The organism is Bifidobacterium asteroides (assembly GCF_019469425.1).
Classification (GTDB): Bacteria; Actinomycetota; Actinomycetes; order Actinomycetales; family Bifidobacteriaceae; genus Bombiscardovia; species Bombiscardovia asteroides_I.
In genome coordinates this window covers 879,990-897,659 of the sequence record NZ_CP048272.1, presented here as the reverse complement: position 1 = coordinate 897,659, position 17,670 = coordinate 879,990, and the positions used below count along the sequence as shown (strand labels likewise).

15 protein-coding genes are annotated in these 17,670 nt (G+C 63.7%); 1 reads left to right on the top strand and 14 read right to left on the bottom strand.

Annotated features, from left to right (window positions below):
* Nucleotides 1-45 precede the first annotated feature (45 nt).
* The 11 genes from GYM67_RS03435 to GYM67_RS03385 form a co-directional block, all read right to left on the bottom strand.
* Nucleotides 46-2,532: an HAD-IC family P-type ATPase gene (locus GYM67_RS03435; RefSeq protein ID WP_220237132.1), complete on the bottom strand. Its 2,487-nt coding sequence runs from the start codon at nt 2,530-2,532 to the stop codon at nt 46-48.
* On the bottom strand, nt 2,516-3,160 hold the full coding sequence (locus GYM67_RS03430; RefSeq protein ID WP_220237131.1) for a type 1 periplasmic-binding domain-containing protein: 645 nt from the start codon (nt 3,158-3,160) through the stop codon (nt 2,516-2,518). The genes GYM67_RS03435 and GYM67_RS03430 overlap by 17 nt, the downstream gene beginning before the upstream one ends.
* A gap of 1 nt (nt 3,161) precedes the next feature.
* The gene (locus GYM67_RS03425) at nt 3,162-4,448 is read right to left on the bottom strand and encodes a class I SAM-dependent RNA methyltransferase (protein ID WP_220237388.1); all 1,287 of its coding nucleotides are present in this window, start codon (nt 4,446-4,448) and stop codon (nt 3,162-3,164) included.
* Entirely contained in the window at nt 4,441-5,127 is a 687-nt protein-coding gene (locus GYM67_RS03420) for a DUF3159 domain-containing protein (protein WP_220237130.1), read from the bottom strand. Before GYM67_RS03420 ends, GYM67_RS03425 begins: the two co-directional genes overlap by 8 nt.
* 4 nt (nt 5,128-5,131) lie before the next feature.
* Nucleotides 5,132-5,959 carry a DUF3710 domain-containing protein gene (locus tag GYM67_RS03415; RefSeq protein WP_220237129.1) on the bottom strand — a complete coding sequence of 276 codons (828 nt, stop codon included), beginning with the start codon at nt 5,957-5,959 and terminating at the stop codon, nt 5,132-5,134.
* A 37-nt stretch (nt 5,960-5,996) separates the two neighbouring features.
* A complete protein-coding gene (locus GYM67_RS03410) occupies nt 5,997-7,994 on the bottom strand; it encodes a dipeptide ABC transporter ATP-binding protein (RefSeq protein WP_220237128.1) in 1,998 nt (665 codons plus the stop codon).
* A 10-nt stretch (nt 7,995-8,004) separates the two neighbouring features.
* Complete coding sequence (locus GYM67_RS03405; protein WP_220237387.1) at nt 8,005-8,994, bottom strand: ABC transporter permease; 990 nt, start codon at nt 8,992-8,994, stop codon at nt 8,005-8,007.
* A 31-nt stretch (nt 8,995-9,025) separates the two neighbouring features.
* Complete coding sequence (locus tag GYM67_RS03400; protein WP_220237127.1) at nt 9,026-9,952, bottom strand: ABC transporter permease; 927 nt, start codon at nt 9,950-9,952, stop codon at nt 9,026-9,028.
* A 190-nt stretch (nt 9,953-10,142) separates the two neighbouring features.
* Nucleotides 10,143-11,804 carry a peptide ABC transporter substrate-binding protein gene (locus GYM67_RS03395; RefSeq protein ID WP_220237126.1) on the bottom strand — a complete coding sequence of 554 codons (1,662 nt, stop codon included), beginning with the start codon at nt 11,802-11,804 and terminating at the stop codon, nt 10,143-10,145.
* A 129-nt stretch (nt 11,805-11,933) separates the two neighbouring features.
* Entirely contained in the window at nt 11,934-13,610 is a 1,677-nt protein-coding gene (locus GYM67_RS03390; protein ID WP_220237125.1) for a peptide ABC transporter substrate-binding protein, read from the bottom strand.
* Nucleotides 13,611-13,778: 168 nt separating this feature from the next.
* A complete protein-coding gene (locus GYM67_RS03385; protein WP_220237124.1) occupies nt 13,779-14,711 on the bottom strand; it encodes a tyrosine recombinase XerC in 933 nt (310 codons plus the stop codon).
* Nucleotides 14,712-14,815: 104 nt separating this feature from the next.
* Here GYM67_RS03385 and GYM67_RS03380 point away from each other — a divergent pair, with 104 nt between their 5' ends.
* On the top strand, nt 14,816-15,088 hold the full coding sequence (locus GYM67_RS03380) for a DUF6725 family protein (RefSeq protein WP_220237123.1): 273 nt from the start codon (nt 14,816-14,818) through the stop codon (nt 15,086-15,088).
* On the opposite strand, the gene GYM67_RS03375 is transcribed toward GYM67_RS03380, so the two are convergent.
* From GYM67_RS03375 to GYM67_RS03365, 3 genes are read right to left on the bottom strand one after another with little or no spacing between them, the layout of a single operon-like run.
* Nucleotides 15,078-16,115: a prephenate dehydrogenase gene (locus GYM67_RS03375; RefSeq protein WP_220237386.1), complete on the bottom strand. Its 1,038-nt coding sequence runs from the start codon at nt 16,113-16,115 to the stop codon at nt 15,078-15,080. The genes GYM67_RS03380 and GYM67_RS03375 overlap by 11 nt on opposite strands.
* Nucleotides 16,116-16,156: 41 nt before the next feature.
* A complete protein-coding gene (locus GYM67_RS03370) occupies nt 16,157-17,143 on the bottom strand; it encodes a prephenate dehydratase domain-containing protein (RefSeq protein ID WP_220237122.1) in 987 nt (328 codons plus the stop codon).
* Complete coding sequence (locus tag GYM67_RS03365) at nt 17,140-17,604, bottom strand: alcohol dehydrogenase (RefSeq protein ID WP_220237121.1); 465 nt, start codon at nt 17,602-17,604, stop codon at nt 17,140-17,142. Before GYM67_RS03365 ends, GYM67_RS03370 begins: the two co-directional genes overlap by 4 nt.
* Nucleotides 17,605-17,670 lie beyond the last annotated feature (66 nt).

Here is a 17,670-nt window from a genome sequence, read left to right as displayed (position 1 = left end):
CCCCAGGCCGTCAGTGACGCTATCTGCGCTTTTTAGGTTCCATTCTTAGCGCCCATGTGTTACTTGGCGTATGTAACGTGCGCATGCCGGATAGCCCAAGACGGCCAGGACCATAAGCAGGGCTCCCACCAGGGCAAAGGCCACGGTTGTGACCAGGGCCGGACCAGTGGGCAGGCTGATGGCAAAGAACTGCGCCACCATGGGGATCAGGGCCCCGATCACCCCGGCTGCAGCGAAGAAAAGGACCAGTAGGCCCCTCCAAGAGCGCAGGGGCCGGGCCACCTGGGCCAGGACCAGCACGCCCATACAGAAGAGGACGATGGCGCAGACCGACCGCCAGCGCCCCAGGTCACCGGGCCGGGCCAGGTCCAGGCCCAGCAAGCCGGGCAGGCTCCAGGCCGCCGCCAGCACAATCAAAGCAGTGGCGATGCCCGAGGGCAGGGCGAAGGTAACCACGCGCTTGAGGAAGCCTGGCCGGTAGCGCCTGGTGTTGGGGGCCAGCGCCAGGAAGAAGGCCGGCGTGCCGATGGTCAGGGCGCCGATGTAGGTGATGTGCCGGGGCAGGTAAGGGAAGGGGATGCCGGTCAGGACCACTCCCAGGGAGATCAGGGCCGAGTAGACGGTCTTGACCAGGAAGAGGCCGGCCACACGCTCCATGTTGGCCATGACCTGCCGGCCCCGGGCCACCACGTCGGGCAGGTGGGAGAAACGCGAATCCACCAGGACCAGCTGGGCCACAGCCTTGGTGGCGGCCGCCGCATTGCCCATGGCGATGCCCAGGTCCGCCTCCTTCAGAGCCAGGGAGTCGTTGACCCCGTCGCCGGTCATGGCCACCGTGTGACCCTTCAGGTGCAGGGCCTGGACAATGGCCTTCTTCTGGTCGGGCAGGACTCGGCCCAGCACGTCTACGCCCTCCAGGACCTCGGCCAAGGCTGCCGTGTCCTCGGGCAACTGACGGGCATCCATGGCCCTGGGGGCACGGTCGCCGGTCAGGCCCACCTTGTTGGCGATAGCTGCCACAGTGGCTGGGTTGTCGCCCGAAATGACCCGACAGCGCACACCCTGTTGGCGGAACCAGGCCAGGGTCTCGGCAGCGTCTTCGCGGATGTGCTCCGAGCAGGTGATCAGGGCTAGGGGCTTCAGGTTCCTAGGCAGGTCGGGGCTGCTGGTGAAGTGGTCAGGCTGGTCAGTGCTCGGGTACCCATCGGGGGCGGACAGCATCAGCACCCGATAGCCGCGGTCGGCCAAGTCGGCCACCTGCTGGTCCACCTGGGGCCACCTGCCCGCCTGGGATGCCAGGAGCACCTCCGGAGCGCCGAAGTACCAGATTTTGCCGGACTGGTCGGCCACGGCGCTCCACTTGCGGGCCGAGGAGAAAGGCAGGCGGCTGACGGCCCTGCCGGGGCGCAGGTCGTCCATCCCCTTGAGGATGGCACGGCCGGTGGCGTTGGGGCTCTCCTCCGCGCAGACGTCCACCAGGGCCTGCCGCAGTTGCTGGGCCGGCAAGTCCTCGACCAGCGGATGCAGGTCGTCATAGACGATGCCCCCGTCGGTGATAGTGCCGGTTTTGTCCAAGTTCAGGGCGTCCACCCGGGCCAGGGTCTCCACGGACTCCATCTGCTGGACCAGGGTCTGGTGGCGGGCCAGGCGGATGGCAGCCAGGGCGAAGTTCAGAGAGGTCAGCAGAACCAGACCCTCAGGGATCATGCCTACGACCCCGGCCACAGCAGACACCACGGCCTGCCGCCAGGCTCCGGTGGCCAGGGCCGTCTGGAAGCCGCCGACGGTCCGCATCTGGGTAAAGATAAGCAGCAGGCAGAGGGGAATGACCACCACGGTCATGACCTTGAGGATGGTGTTGATGCCCTCGTTCAGGTCGGAGCGGACCTTCTTGTAGACCTTGGCCTTGGCTGTCAGCGTGGCTGCGTAGGAGTCGGCGCCCACAGCGGTGACCTGGGCCAGGGCCATGCCTGAGACGGCCGTGGAGCCCGAGTAGACCTGGTCGCCTGGCGTGTGCTTGACCGTGCGCGATTCGCCGGTCAGCATGGACTCGTCCAGCTCCAGGCCGTAGGTGTCGATGATTTGCGCGTCGGCTGGCACCTGATCCCCAGAGCGGATCCAAAGCAGGTCCCCCTTGACGATGGCATCGTGGGGCACGGTCAGGTTGCACCCATCCCTGCGTACCGTATAGTCGGAGGCCACCAGGATGGACAGCCCGTCCAGGGTGTGCTTGGCCTTGAGTTCGGTGGCCACGCCGATACCGGTGTTGATGATGATGATCAGGCCGAAGACCGCATCCCTCCACTGGCCTGTCAGCAAAACCACCACCATGGCGGTCAGGATGATCCCGTTGAAGAGGGTGAAGACGTTGTCTCGGATGATCTGGCCCAGGCTGCGGGAGGTTTGGTTCTGGGAGACGTTGACCAGGCCCTGGGCCTTCAGCTGCTCCACCTCCTGGGAGCTCAGCCCCGGCCGGTCGGTGTCCGGAAAGCCTGTGCCCGCTGTCGGCACTTGCTCACTGCCTGTGCTCATCCTCGGCCCCCTCTCGGTCGGCGCTCAGGCGCACGGCCATGATCCTCGCATGCGGTCCGTCGTCCACAATGGTCTGCAGGGCGTCGGCAAGCAGAGGCGCGTGCGGATGCCCGGCAGGATCCACCGGGTGGACCGTAGCCGCATAGTAGAGCCTACCTGGGTCAGGATTCCAAGCCTTGGCGCTTTGAGCGAACTCTATCACAGGGATGCCGGCCTTCCGGGCCGCCTTTAGGGCAGGAGTCCAGTCGCCGGCTCCAGGCTGGCGGATCAGAATCAGACTGACACCACGGTTGACGGCATCTTGCACCCCATCCTGCTGATCGCCGGTGGACTGCGCCGAGGAGAAATAGCCCTTCATCCGTTCCGCCTTCAACGATGCCAGGATGCGGCCGTCAAGACCGGCATCCGAGTCCTTGTCGCCCGTCGGCGGGCAGCCAATCAAAGCCACTAGCGTGTCGGAGCGATCCACGCCGTCATGAGGCACGGTACCCGCGTGCCAGGAGTCGCCCACGGCCCTGTCCTTGGGGGCGCAGCCGGTCAGCATTGGCAAGCCTGCCAGCAGAGCGACCGCCAGCAGCAGACCCGCCAGCCGCCTGAACACTGTCGAGACATGCCCGGCGCGGCTCATGTCAGCGCCGCCTTCCCGCCGTGCGGGTGAAGATCGCCATGGTCTCCACATGGTGGGTCATCGGGTAGATGTCAAAGGCCTCAAGATGCTCAGGGCTGTAACCCAGGGAGATCAGGGTGGCCGTATCCCTGGCCAGGCTGGTCGGATCGCAGGCCACATAGATAATGGTCCCAGCCCCGCTGGCAGCCAGCAGTTGGCAGACTTGAGCCTTGGCGCCGGCCCTGGGCGGATCCAGCAGGATCAGGTCGGGATGCCCCAGCCCCTTGGGCGGACCGCCAGCCAGGACCCTGGCCACGTCCCCACGACGCAGGACCACTCGGTTCAATCCGGCCCGCTTTACGTTGTTTTTCGCACAGGCAATAGCTCCGGCGGAACCTTCCACGGCCAGAAGCCGGGCCCGTCCGTCGGCCAGAGCGGCCAGGGGCAGGGTGAAGAGCCCTGATCCGCAGTAAAGATCCCAGATGACCGGTTCGGCTACCCCATCCAGGGCCTGCCTGGCCTGGTCCATGACCGCCTTGGTCAGCACGACCGGTGCCTGGCGGTGGACTTGCCAGAATCCGTCAGCCCGGACCTGGTACTCAGGTCCTGCTCCGGCCTCCAGCCGCTCTGTCAGCAGGCGGCTCCCCTCGTACAGGCGGCCATCCACCAGCAGGGCGTAGTTGTCGCCGACCGGTCCCCCGTCGCGCGGCTGGGGCACAGCCAGGCGTATGCGGGCTCCCGCCGGCAGGTCGCCTTCCCAGATGCCCAGTTCGTCAGCCACATCCAGCAGTTCCTGGGTGGCCAGGGGCATGGTCTGAATCGGCAGACGGTCATGCGATCCCCGCCGACGCATGGAGGGTCGGCCCTGGTCGTCGGCCACCAGCTCGATCCGGGTCCTCCAGTGCAGACCGCCGAGCTCTTTATCGCCCGGAACCCGGACCACTGACACCTGGGCGTCCACACCGCCCAAGCGGGCCATCTGCTGGCCAATCAGATCAGACTTCCAGGTCAACTGACCGGGCAGGCTGACGTGAATCAGATCGGCCCCGCCCAGGCCTCCTCCCCAGGCCAAGGGCCCAGCCAGGGGCCAGACGGGATCATGGCGGTCGGGGCTGGCTTCCAGCACCTGAGTGACCTCGCCTGTGGCGAACCTGCCGGCCCGGCCATGAGGCTCGTCCAAGAGAACATCCACCAGCTCCCCAGGCAGGGCAAAGCGGACGAAGACCACCCGGCCGTCCTCCAGGTGGCTCACGCAACGGCCCTGGTCGGCATAGCGTTCGATGCGCAGACGAACCCTGGTCTCAGTCATGATCGGCATGGGCCTCCTGATCGGCATGACGACGATGGTAGGGGCCGCCAATCAGCAGCCAGCTAATCCAGATGCCCAGGGCAAACAAAGGCAGGCCCAGAATCAGCCGTGCGGCGCCCAGCAACCCGACGGAACCGGCCAGGTAGAGCGGCACCTGGACCAGCAGGCGCAGGGCGAAGACGGCGATCCAGACCAGAGTGGCCTGATTATAGGCCCGTACCAGTTCCGGTTCACTTCGCCAGGATGCCAGCCATTGTCTCCAGCCTGAGACGACGGGTCGGCGCACGTACTCCACCACCAGGCCAATCCCGGGCATCCCTGCCAGCAGCGAGGCCCCAAGAACGATGATCCAGAATCCGTTGGTCAGGAATCCTGGCAGGTAATAGTTGCGGGCATCCCGGGTCAGCCATGCGGCCACCAGGCAGATGCCCACCGAGAGCAGACCGGTCAGCGCACCCAGAAAGGATTGCCGCTGGAACAGACGAATCAGGAGCTGCACCAAAGCCAAGGCCGCCGAAAGCGCCACGGTCAGCCCCAGACGGCCGGTCACCAGGAAGAAAACCAGAAATACCAGCCCCGGCAGCAGGGACTCGACGATCCCCCGCCATCCGCCGATGGCCTCCATGACGGAGAAATCGTCGTCGACCAGCGCTGCCAGCCCGGAATGCTTCTGCTTCACAGCCTTACCGGACCTCCGAGAACATGGGTCCGCGCGACAGTGTGGTCTTCACCTCGGTCTGCTGGTCCGAGTCGAAGGGGCCCTTCGGCTTGTCGGGGATCTGCGCACCCTCATTGTCCTTGGACTCAGGGTCTTCGGCTTCTCCTCGGCGCTGATTGGGCGTGATGGGCGCATGCATGGGAACCAGGTCACGTGGGGCCAGGGGCTCGTCGCCACGGACCACCACCAGGTCGGCCAGGTAGCCGTCAAGGACGTCCTTCTCCCTGCCACCTTTGGCCGCCGGGCCTGAGAAAATGCCTCGCAGCATCCAGCGGGGTCCGTCGATGCCCACCACCCGGGTCAGCAGGTTCTTGCCCTTGACCTTGACGGGCAGGGTCAGCTCCTTGCCGAAAACGCCGTCCACCTCCTTGCAGGAGGGATTAGCCTGGAGCAGGTCGGACCGGACCTCGTCCCACAGGCCCAGGGACTTGGGGGCCGCAAAGGGCTCCAGCTCCAGACTGGAGGACTTGTAGGTGATGGTGGCTCCCAGCACGTCGCCGGTCTGCGAGTTGGCCTTGAGCCTCAGCTCGCTGCCCTGCAGGAAGGGCAGCAGCAGGGCGCCGATGTCCAAGTACTCATCGGTGTCGGGGGCCTCGGGATCCATGCTGTCCCAAGGACCCTTCCCGCTCTGCTCGGCTTCGTCCCGCTCCGCAACCGTCTCCGCCGCAGACATCTGGTCGGATTCCTCAGCATCCTCGGACTCGTCGAGCTCCTTGGACTGGTCCTTCTGATCCTCGACGTCCTCCTCGGCCTGCCGCTTGGCGTGTTTCTTTCCGAAACCGAACAATCCCATGATGCCTCATTTCCTCGTGAGTCTGTGCAAAGGATAACTAGTCAAGCCCCAGGCGCAGCTTGCCGCCGGGGATGGCGTCCAGCAGATCCTTGGTGTACTGGCGCTGCGGGTGGTCGAACACCTCGTCGGTGGTGGCGTGCTCCACCAGCCGGCCGTGCTGCATGACCACCACCTCGTCGGCGATCTGCCTGACCACTGCCAGATCGTGGGTGATGAACAGGTAACTCAGACCTTGCTCAGCCTGCAGGTCGTTGAGCAGCCGCAACACCTGATCCTGAACCAGCACGTCCAGGGCGGAAACGGCCTCGTCGCAGATGATCACATCCGGATTCAAGGCCATGGCCCGGGCGATGGCGATGCGTTGACGCTGACCGCCGGAAAGCTCGTTGGGGTAGCGACCCATGACCGACTCGGGCATCTCCACCATGTCCAACAGCTCCTTGACCCGTCTCTGCCGGGACTTGGCGTTGCCGATCTTGTGGATGCGCAGGGGCTCCTCAATGGAACGGTAAATGGAGTACATCGGGTCCAGGGAGCCGTATGGGTTCTGGAAGACCGGCTGCACGTGCCGCCGGAATTCCATGAGCTGACGGCCGCCGAAGTCGGCGATGTCCTGTCCCTCGTAGGTCACCCGGCCCGAGGTGGGCCTGAGCAGGTGCAGGACCATGTTGGCCACTGTGGACTTGCCGGAGCCGGACTCCCCCACAATGGCCAGGGTGGTCCCTCGCTTGACCGAGAAGGAGACGTCGTCTACAGCCTTGAACATTTCTTTGCGCCGGGGCAGCCTGAACTCGCGGGTCAGGTGTTCCACGGTGATGACGTGCTCGCTGCGCTCAAGGGTGCTCTCACCCTTGACATGGTGCTCCAGCAGGCCCTCGGCATCCTGGCCGCGCTGCTTGGCGGAGATGATGCGCTGGGAAGCCAGCGAGGGCGCGGCCTGAACCAGGCGCTTGGTGTAGGGGTGCTGGGGGTGCTGCAGGACCTCCAGGCTGGGACCGGACTCCACCACCTGGCCCCGGTACATGACCACGATGTGCTGGGCGCGTTCGGCCGCCAGACCCAGGTCGTGGGTGATGAAAAGCACGGCAGTGCCCAAGGATTCGGTCAGGCTGCGCAGGTGGTCCAGAATTCGCTTCTGGACGGTCACATCCAGGGCGCTGGTGGGTTCGTCCGCAATCAGCAGGTCGGGACGGGAGGCCAGGCCGATGGCGATCAGGGCGCGCTGGCGCATGCCGCCTGAGAACTCATGCGGATACTGCCGGGCCCTGGTGGCGGCATCGGGCAGTCCGGCCTCCGACAGCAGACCGGCGATGCGGTCGTTCATGTCCGAGCCGGTCACGTGCTCCTTGGCCAGCCTCCAGGCCTTGTCGTCATCCACACCGGCATCGATCAGGGACTTGGCCACGCCCCAGCGGGTCTCTGAGCCCACATCCCACTCGGTCTTCATGGCCTCCATGGTCTTGTCTACGTCGGCAACCCCGGCATCGCTCAGGGCCTGACGGGCAGCTTCGAGCAGACCGGGCAGGTCCTTGGATGAGATGAAGAGCTCGTCGTCAGACTTCTTTACCTTCACCGCCTCGTCACCAGCCAGGGCCTTTGCCAGCCGGGAGCGCTTCTCCCGGGAGACGTCCATGTGGTTGGCGGTCAGCGCCTCCTTGACCTGGGAGCCGATGCGCCAGACCGGGTTCAGATTGCTCATGGGGTCCTGCGGGACCAGGCCCATCTGGGAGCCGCGCAGCGCCTCGTAGTCCTTGCGGTCCAGGCCCACCAGCTCGCGGCCATTGAGCCGGATGCTGCCGCCGGCCACCTTGCCGGTGCCGGGCAGAAGGCCCAGCACAGCCATGGCCGAGGTGGACTTGCCCGAGCCGGACTCCCCCACGATGGCTACCCACTGGCCGGGGTATACGTTGAAGGAGGCGTTGCGAACTGCGTGGACGGTGCGCCCATCAGCGGTGAAGTCCACCTGCAGGTCCCGCACATCGAGCAGGGGCTGATTCTCCTGATTGGCGGTCGTATTCTTGTCTGCTTCAGTCATGCTTCCTCACTCAGGCCGTTCTGCTCTTGGGATCCAACGCATCCTTGACCGCGTCACCCATCATGATGAAGGCCAGCACGGTGATGGCCAGGGCTGCGGAGGGATAGAAGAGGACCGAGGGATTGGTGGTCAGAAGACTCTGGGCCGTCGAGATGTCTCCGCCCCAGGAGACCACTGTGGAGGGCAGGCCGATGCCCAGGAAGCTCAGAGTGGCCTCAGAGACGATGTAGGTGCCCAGCGACATGGTGGCCATGACGATGACCGGGGCCAGTGAGTTGGGCAGGATATGCCGGAAGAGGTTGCGCAGAGGCGTGGAGCCCAGGGCCGTGGATGCGGTGTTGAACTCCAGGTTCTTGGCTTCCAGGACGGCGCTTCGGGTGATACGTGCCATGTTGACCCAGCCGAAGAGGGTCAGGGTCAGGATGATCTTCCACAGTGAGGTGGAGGTACGGAACATCTGCAGGAGCACGATGGCACCCAGAATCATGGGAATGGCGAAGAAGATGTCGGTGATGCGGCTGAGCACTGCGTCAACCCAGCCCCCGAAGAATCCGGCGATTGCCCCGATGAGTCCGCCGAAGACGGTGACCAGGATGGTGGTCATGATGCCGATGGCCACCGAAGTCCGGGCCCCGTGGATGACGCGGCTGTATACGTCGCAGCCCTGCAGGTCGAAGCCGAAGGGGTGTCCCGGCCGGCCTGGCTCCACGGAATTGGACAGGTTGCAGGCCATGGGGTCCTGCTTGGCGAAGAGGTTGGGGAAGAGGGCCACCAGGATGACCACGATCGCCAGGATTGCAGAAATGATGAAGAGCGGGTTGCGCCTCAGGGTCTTCCAAGCGTCGGCCCACATGCTGGTAGGCGGCACGTCCTCATCCACCGAGTCCACTTCGCGCAGGGGCGTCTCGTCGATGGGGGCCACGAACCGCTCCTGCCCCGGCAAGGGGTCGGGGAAGTATACGCGGGCCTGGCTTTCGTTCTGTTCGCTTGACTCGTTCATAGCTGTTTCACTCATAGTCGGTCCCTCTCCCTCACGCATACCGGATTCGCGGGTCGAGCACTGCGTAGAGCAGGTCGACCAGGAGGCTGGTGATGACGAAGATCAGGACCAGAATGGTCACGATGGAGACCACCAGGGTGCCTTCGCCCCTCAGGATGGCCTGGTAAAGGGTGTTGCCCACACCCTGAATGTTGAAGATGCGCTCGGTGATCATGGCCCCGCCCATCAGTCCGCCGATATCGGCGCCCAGGTAGGTGATCACGGGAATCAGCGAATTGCGCAGCACATGCCGCACGATAACGGACCGGTTGCTCATGCCCTTGGCCCGGGCCGTGCGCACGTAGTCCTCGGAAATGTTGGAGGTGATCTCCGTCCTGGTCAGACGGATGATGGAAGCCATGGACACCGATCCCAGCACGATGGCCGGCATGAGCAGATCAATGAAGCCCGGATTGGCCCCGGCGGTGGCCGGCAACAGATGCCATTTGACGCCGAACAGGTACTGCAGGATGAAGCCCGTGACGAAAGTAGGCACCGAGATCAGCAGCAGGGAAAAGACCAGGATGATGTTGTCCGACCACTTGCCCTTGGTCAGGCCGCCGATGATGCCGAAGATCACACCGAAGACGCCCTCGAAGACGAAGGCCATCAGGGCCAGCTTGATGGTCACGGGGAAGGCCCTGCCGATCACGCTGATCACGGGCTGGCCGGCGAAAGTGTTACCGAAGTTCAGGGTCAGTGCGTTCTTCAGGAAGAGCACGTACTGCACGATGAAGGGCTTGTCGAGATTGTATTCCGAACGTATCTGTGCGGCAACGGCCTGGTTGACTGGCTTGTCCCCGAACATGGCGGCCACAGGGTCGCCAGGAAGCGCGAAGACCAGCGCGTATATCAGCAGTGTCGTGCCGAGAACGACGGGGATCATCTGCAGAATACGTCGCAGAAGATATTTTCCCATCGGCTATTCTCCTTTGTCATCCGCGACCGGGATCGGCATGGGGATCGGGGTCGCCGCAAAAATTCTTGTTTGAGTCTACCAGCACACCTCAACAGGGGCGCAAGAACACCAAGGCCGACGGGGAGTGGATCCTCCCGCGCCGGCCCGGGCGGTGTCAGTTTTGGGGTGTGGGATTCAGGCTCCCCTCACCTCACTTGCTGATGTTGTAGTATGCGGGGACGCCCTTCCAATTGAAGGAGAATCCCTTGATGTTCTTGGCGGCCACGCCGTTGGAGTTCTGGTAGTAGAGCGGGACTGCGGGCAGGTCGTGGAAGAGCAGCTCCTCGGACTGCTGGTAGATCTTGTTGGCCTCGTCGATGTTCTTGGCGGAGGCCGCCTTGTCCATCAGTTCGTCGAACTCGGGGTTCTTGTAATCGCCGTCGTTGGACCCGTTGCCGTTGGCTGCCGAGCTGGCGAAGTTGCTGGACAGATAGCTCTCGGGAGAGGGGTAATCAGGCTGCCAGCCGGAGCGGAAGGCCGAGTCGGTGAACTTGCGGTTCTGCACGTTGGAGCGGAACTCGCTGAAGGTGGGCAGAGGGTTGCCCGCAGCCTGGATGCCCAGGGCGTTCTTGATGGAGTTGGTGACGGCGTCGTAGATCTCCTTGTGGGCACCATCGGCGTTGTAGGCGATCTTGAAGGTGTCGCCCTCGCCCCAGGGGGAGATCTTGTTGGCCTCGGCCCAGAGCTCCTTGGCCTTGGAGGGGTTGTACTTGAGCACGTCGGATCCCTTGATGCTGGTTGAATAACCGGGGATAACGGGGGCAGTGAAGTCGTGGACCTCCTTGGCGGTTCCGGACAGCACCTTCTTGATGATGGTTGGCCGGTCGATGGACATGGAGATGGCCTGACGACGCAGGTGGCCCTCCTCATCCTGGCCGAAGTGCTTCATGTAGGTGGGGATGGTGAACATCTGGATGACCGAGCCTGGGTCGTTGATGGCCTGGACCGTGTTGTCGGTCTGGAAGGTCTTGCGAGCCGAGGCAGGCAGAGTGTCCAGCACGTCCAGATTGCCAGCCTGCACGTCGCGGTAGGCTGCCGTGGCATCAGTGTAGGCGCGGAACTCAACGCCGCCGTTCTTGACCTTGATGCCGCCCTTGTAGGAAGGATCCTTGACCAGCTTTATGGACTTGTTATGCTCCCAGGACTGGAACTTGTAAGGTCCCACGGTCACTGGCTTCTCTCCGAAGGCCTTGGTGTCCTTGTAGAAGGACTCAGGCAGCGGCGCGAAGGCGGTGTAGCCCACTTGGATGGGGAAGGTGGAGGAGGGCGAGGTCAGATCCACGGTGAAGGTTTTGTCATCGATGACCTTGAGGCCTGACAGCTGGGCATCGCTTGGGGTGCCCTCCTTCTGCAGGTCGTCATAGCCCTTGATGTTGGCGAAAAAGCTGGAGCCCAGCTGCTTGTTGGCGATGCTGGACGCCCAGGACCAGGCCTTGGTGAAGGACTGTGCGGTGACCGGGGTGCCATCCGAGAACTTCCAACCGTCGTTGATGGTCACGGTGTACTGGGTGTTGTCCTCGTTGGCCTTGATCTGCTTGGCGATCTCGTTGGCTGGCCTGCCCTTGTCATCGAAGCGGACCAGTTTGGAGAACATGACGTCGATGGGGTTGCCGCCGCCCACCTCGTTGGTCATGCTGGGAATGAGTGGATTGGCCGGCTCCGGGTTGAAGACCGAGATGACGGCATCCGAGCTGCCGCCATTGGTCCCCTCGGCAGAGGAGCCGGATCCGCCGGATCCGCCGCAGGCGCCCAGCGTGAGCGCCATGACGCACAGTCCGGCGCCAGCAATGGTCAGGGCCGATTGCTTCTTCATATATACTGCTCTTTCCTTTGGTTGGTTTCCCAAATCCGCCGCCAGTACATAAGACCCGGGTGCGGGTCCGCTTTGGTGCGGATCCGGCCGGGCCAGCGACAACGGATTATGCCGTTTCCGGCACGATCATCACTGTTTCTTTGACAACTCCGCAAGGTTCGGGTAGCTGTTCCAGCACAGTGTCAATCCTTGCACATTCTTGGCTGACGCGCCCTTGTTGTTGGCATAGTAGAGCGGTACCGCGGGCATGTCCTGCAGAAGAATCTCCTCTGCCTGTTGGAAAAGCTTGTTGGCTTCGTCGGTGTTCTTGGCCTTGGCAGCCTGCTTCAGCAGATCGTCGAACTTGGGGTTCTTGTAATCGCCGTCGTTGGACCCGTTGCCGTCCGCTGCCGAGCTGGCGAAGTTGCTCATCAGGTAGCTTTCAGGAGAGGGATAGTCGGGCGACCAAGCCGACCGGAAGGCCGCATCCTTGTAGGCGCGCTTGTTGACGTTGCCTCGGAACTCGCTGAAGGTGGGCACAGGGGTGGCCTCGGCCTTGATCCCCAGTGTGTTCTTGATGGAGTTGGCCATGCCGTCATAGAAGTCCTTGGCACCGCCGTCGGCGTTGTAGACCAGCTGGAAGCTCTTGTCGGCCGGCCACTGGCTGATGGCGTCGGCCTTGGCCCAAGCATCCTTGGCCTTCCTGGCATCGTACTTCAAGTTATCGGAACCCTTGAGGTTCTTGGCATAGCCAGGGATGGTGGGTGCCGTGAAGTCGGTAGGCTGCACGCCCAGGCCGCCCAGAACCTTGTCGATCAGCATCTTACGATCCAGAGCCATGGAGATGGCCTGGCGACGCAGGTGGCCCTCCTGATCCTGGCCGAAGTGCTCCATGGTGGTAGGAATGGTGAACATCTGCAGGACGGAGCCGGGCTCGTTGTAGCCCTTGACCAGACTGTCTTTCATGAAGGTCTTCTGGGCCGAGGTGGGGATGGTATCAATCGCGTCCAGGTTGCCAGCTTGCACATCGGCGTAGGCCGAGGCGACATCCGTATAGACCTTATAGTCGATACCGCCGTTCTGAATCTTGACATCACCCGTGTAGGAGGCGTTCTTGCGAAGCTTGACCATTGTGTTGTGCTGCCAGGAATCGAACTTGTAAGGACCCGAGCTTACCGGGTTCTCCCCGTAGGCCTTGGTGTCCTTGTAGAAGGACTCAGGCAGCGGCGCGAAGGAGGTGTATCCCACCTGGATGGGGAAGGTGGAGGAGGGTGAGCTCAAATCCACGGTGAAGGTCTTGTCATCCACGACTTTCAGACCTGACAGCTGGGCGTCAGCAGGCGCGCCCTCTTTCTGCAGATCGTCATAGCCCTTGATGTTGGCGAAGAAGCTAGATCCCAGCTGGCCATTGTTCACATTGGCTGCCCAGGACCATGCCTTGGTGAAGGACTTGGCTGTAATGGGGGTGCCGTCCGAGAACTTGCGCCCATCGACCAGAGTGACCTTGTACTGATCCATGTCGTCGTTGCCCTTGATCTCCGAGGCCAGATCATTGTGGGCCTTGCCGTGGTTGTCGAAACGGACCAGCTTGGCGTTGATGGCATCCACCACCTGCCCGCCGCAGCTCTCCACAGTATTGCTGGGAATGAGCGGCTTAGCCGGCTCACACCCATGGATCGAAACGACGGTATTGTTGCCTGACTGGCTGCTGGACGACTGCTCGGCACCCTCAGTGCTGGTGCCGCCGCCACCGCCGCAGCCGCTGGCCAAAAGCGCCAAGGCACAGATGGCTGCGGACACGAGCGTAAGCTGTGAACCCTTCTTCATTGCTGCTCCCCTTGTTTATATATTTGTTGATCGTTAGCGTCACGTCTGCAACCAAGGACACCAGGATGACCGAACCTCAAAGATCCCTGACCGACGTTAAAGCCACAATACGCCATATTCTGGTACGCGGATGTTTCGTAGAGCAAGTCCCATCTCATTTGCCGAATCTCAGGCCCGTGGAAAAGCCTGCCTGTACCGTGCGCGCAGCTGCTCGATGGATACGTGAGTGTAGCGCTGGGTGGTTCGCAGGGAGGAGTGGCCCAGCATCTCCTGAACCTCACGCAGGTCGGCTCCCCCATCCAGCATATGCGTGGCGGCCGAGTGCCGCAGAGCATGGGGGGCGATGTCGGGCACTCCGGCTTGGCCAGCCGCTTGGTGGACCACCTTGCGGACCTGCCGCTGACCAACCCTGCCGCCAAACTGACCCAGGAAGAGGGCCTGACCTGCCTTGCGGGCCGATTTGGCCGTTGCACACGCCAGGATCGGCCGCCCCTCCCCCAGCCAGCGGTCCAGGGCACGATCGGCGGGCAGGCCGTAGGGCAGGACCCGCTCCTTGGAACCCTTGCCCAGGACCTTTACAGTGCGGCTGTGCCGGTTCACGTCACCCAGGTCCAATCCGCAGAGCTCGGCAACGCGCATGCCCGTGGCGTACAACAGCTCCAGCATGGCCGCATCCCGCACATGCAGGGCCGCCTGAACTGTCTCGTCCACCCGGGGCTCGACCGGATCCTGGTCGACCGTATCCATCAGGGTGCGGGCCTGGTCATGCGTCAGGATCCGAGGAAGATGCTCGGACTGCTTGGGACTGCTCAGGGCCAGGGTGGGGTCGGTCTTGATGCGGCCGTGCCGACTCAGCCAGCCGAAGAAGGACCTCAGTGCGGCCGTTTTCCGGGCCATGGTCGAACGGGCGTGGGTCGATGCCTCGTGGGCCAGCCAGGACCTGATGGCGGCCAGATCAATCTGCGAGGGGTCATCGATGCCGCGCAGATGCATCAGGTGCAGAAAGCCCGCCAAGTCAGCCCGGTAGGAGCGGACCGTATTGGGACTCTTGCCTGCCACCCGGGAAAGATAGTCGGCGAAGTCCTGCAGATCCTGTTCCACTATGGGCGCTCCCTTTGCTCGGCTGTGCGGTATCTGCAATACAGTCTAGGCGCTTTCACCCTCGTCGCAGCCGCAAGCGATACTGATGAAGGAGGTGGAAGGCCATGCGTTTGCCAGCAGCCATACCGGCCGGAGCACGGCTGGTGGTCAGGATTTCCTTGGGGTCGGACCCGGAAGACGGAAGGCTCAAGTTCCGTGACTACGTGGGCCACGTGGTCGACTGGGACGGGCATCGGCTGATCCTGGACAGGGATCCGGCGGCCAATGGGTCGCGTCCCGGGGAGCGCGTGACCCTTCAGGCAGCAGACATGGTGGCGCTGAAGCCGGTTCCGGAACGCCGCTCACCCCGCCCGGACCCTCCGGATCTCAGTCGATGACCGGCGGGTGCAGCACCAGGGCCCTGCTGGTGGTCAGGAAGGCCGAGACCTGCTCGCCACGCAGGGCCGAATCCAGCAGATCCTGCCGCCAGCCGCCCTCCTGCGGATCCAGTTCCAAATCAGTTGTGGGCATCTGCTCCTGGTCGCCCAAGGCAGTCTTGTAGCGCCGGAAGGGATCGGCCCGGAGGAAGAAGTCCCTACGCTTTTCATCGGCCTCCGGCTCCTGATCGCGCAAGAGAGAGGCCATGCCCTGCAAATTCTCGACAAGGGCATCCAGAAGGTCCGCCACCTGGTCGGCATTCTCTTCCACCATGGCCCGGGTCCGTTCCGGGTCGGTCAGGGCCACACGGGTCATGTCCCGCCAGGATCCGGCCGCCAGGGCCGAGGCCACACGGCGGTCAGACGATTGCGCGAGCATGTCGGCCAGGGCAGTAGCCACCACATGGGGCATGTGCGAGATCAGTGCCGCAGCCCGGTCATGGGTGGCATCGTCCAGGGCGATCAGTCGGTTGCCCAGCCCCTGGGTGACCATGTCGGCCACAGTCAGGAAGCGGCTGTAATCCGTCTGTTCATCGACGCAGAGGGCCCAGAGAGCATCTTCCAAGAGGGCCGGGTCCGAATCCTCATAGCCGGAGCCTTCGCTGCCCGCCATGGGATGGGCGCCTACATAACGATCGGCCAGACCGGCCTGTTCGACCTGCCTGCGGACCGGACCCTTGACGCTGCCCACGTCGGTCAGGGTGGTGCCACGGGTCAGCACCGGAGCCAATGCCTGAAGCACGTCTGACATGGCCCGCAAGGGAGTGGCTAGGACCAGGACGTCGGGCTTGCCCTTGGCCAGCTCCTCCAGGGTATCCATGCAATGGATCCCCTGGCTGCGGGCCTGCTCATAGGGACGGTCGTTATGGTTCCATGCGATCACGAACCGACCCCGGGCAGCCAGGCGGCGGGCCAGTGATCCACCGATCAGGCCCAATCCCGCCACGGCAATCTTGTGGGCCGAGGTCAGCACCGGCGAAGCGGCCATGCCCGCTATTGGGTGCATGTGTTGGAAGGGCGCGGATTCATCTACCATAACAACTCCTTGCTGATCGTCTCGGAACCGGGGCCTTCACCCCGAAAGGCCCCCGCCCTGGGCAGCATCCATTCACGGATGGGGGGCGCCGGATGCGGGGTGCTCGGATGGACCGCCAGGGTCTTGAGCCAGTCCCCCCTGTCCAGCAGGTCGGCCAGCACCTGATGCAGACCCTTCTGCCATGGTGCGGCGTCGATGCTGGCTACGAAGCTGTAGGTCCCGTCGTGCCCCTTGATGGGCCGGGACATGAATGATGTCATGTTCAGGCCTGCATCCCGCAGACGGTCCAGCAGGTTGGCCAGCACGCCCGGCCCGGTATTCAGGGGAATAAAGGTGACGATGGACTCGAAATCCCCGCCTGATGCCAGGCGTCGTGCCAACCCTGCGGCCTGATCCCGGGGTGCCAGCATAAGAAAGTCGGTGCGGGCCCCCTGATAGTCCTGAACCTCTCGCCGGTAGGTCTCCAGCCCGTAGAGGCTCCCGCAGATGCGCGGCCCCAGAGCCACCTGATCGGGGCCCAGATCACGGCAGGCCGCAGCATTGGAGTTGGCTGTCACCGGATTCAGGCCGGTCTCTTTGACGAAGCCCTTGCACTGGGCCAGTCCGTGGGGGTGGGCGCCGACCTGGCGCAGATGGCCGTGGTCGGCCCGAACGAAGGCATCGAAAACGATGGGCAGGCGAACCATGCCGAATCCTGCCACCGCTTGAGCATCAATCAGGGCGTCCATATTGGGCACCACATGGCCCTCCACGTTGTTCTCCCAGGCCAGTACTCCCCAACCTCGGCTCCCCTCCACGGCGGCCACGATGGCAGCCGCATCCGTGCAGGGCCTCAGATCTGCTTGGCAGCCCAGCCTTGTCTCCATGAGGCTGGCGGCCTCAAGGGCGGCCTGATGGGTGAAGGTCCCCTCGGGACCCAGGAAGTGCAGAGGAATGCAATCGGGCAGGGTCGCCGGTGATTCTGACAGAATCTGGCTCATGCCGATCGCCCCTTACGGCGCAGGGGGCCGTCAGCGAACCAAGAGGCAGGCAGGCAGATGGCCAGGGTCTGAATCAGGACCAGCCCGCCCATCCAAAGGAAGACCGCATACTTTGCAAAGAAGGCAGGAAAGCTGGCATAGGGCATGAGCACATCGCCGCCCGGTCCCCGCATGGAGAGCAGCCAGACCGCGACCGTCGAGGCCACCAGATGCAGGGCCAGACCCATGGTGCCGCTGTCGCATCGAACCCACCAGGCAGCCAGGGCCACCAGCAGATAGGCCAGGACCATACCCCAGGGCAGACCCTGGGCGGCCCCGGAACGCTGGACCAGGGTCCCCAGCACGCCCACCGCCAAGCCGATGGGCAGGCCCAGCAGGCAACGGAAGGGATTTGCCTTGCCGGACTCCCCCGCCGAATGGGAGGCGGCCTGTTCCTTGGATTTGGAAACCTGAGAGTTCATGGGTCCAAGACTAGTCCGACCCGGTCACCGTGGGTCGGCCGGGTCGCACTGATCTGATTGTGAGAG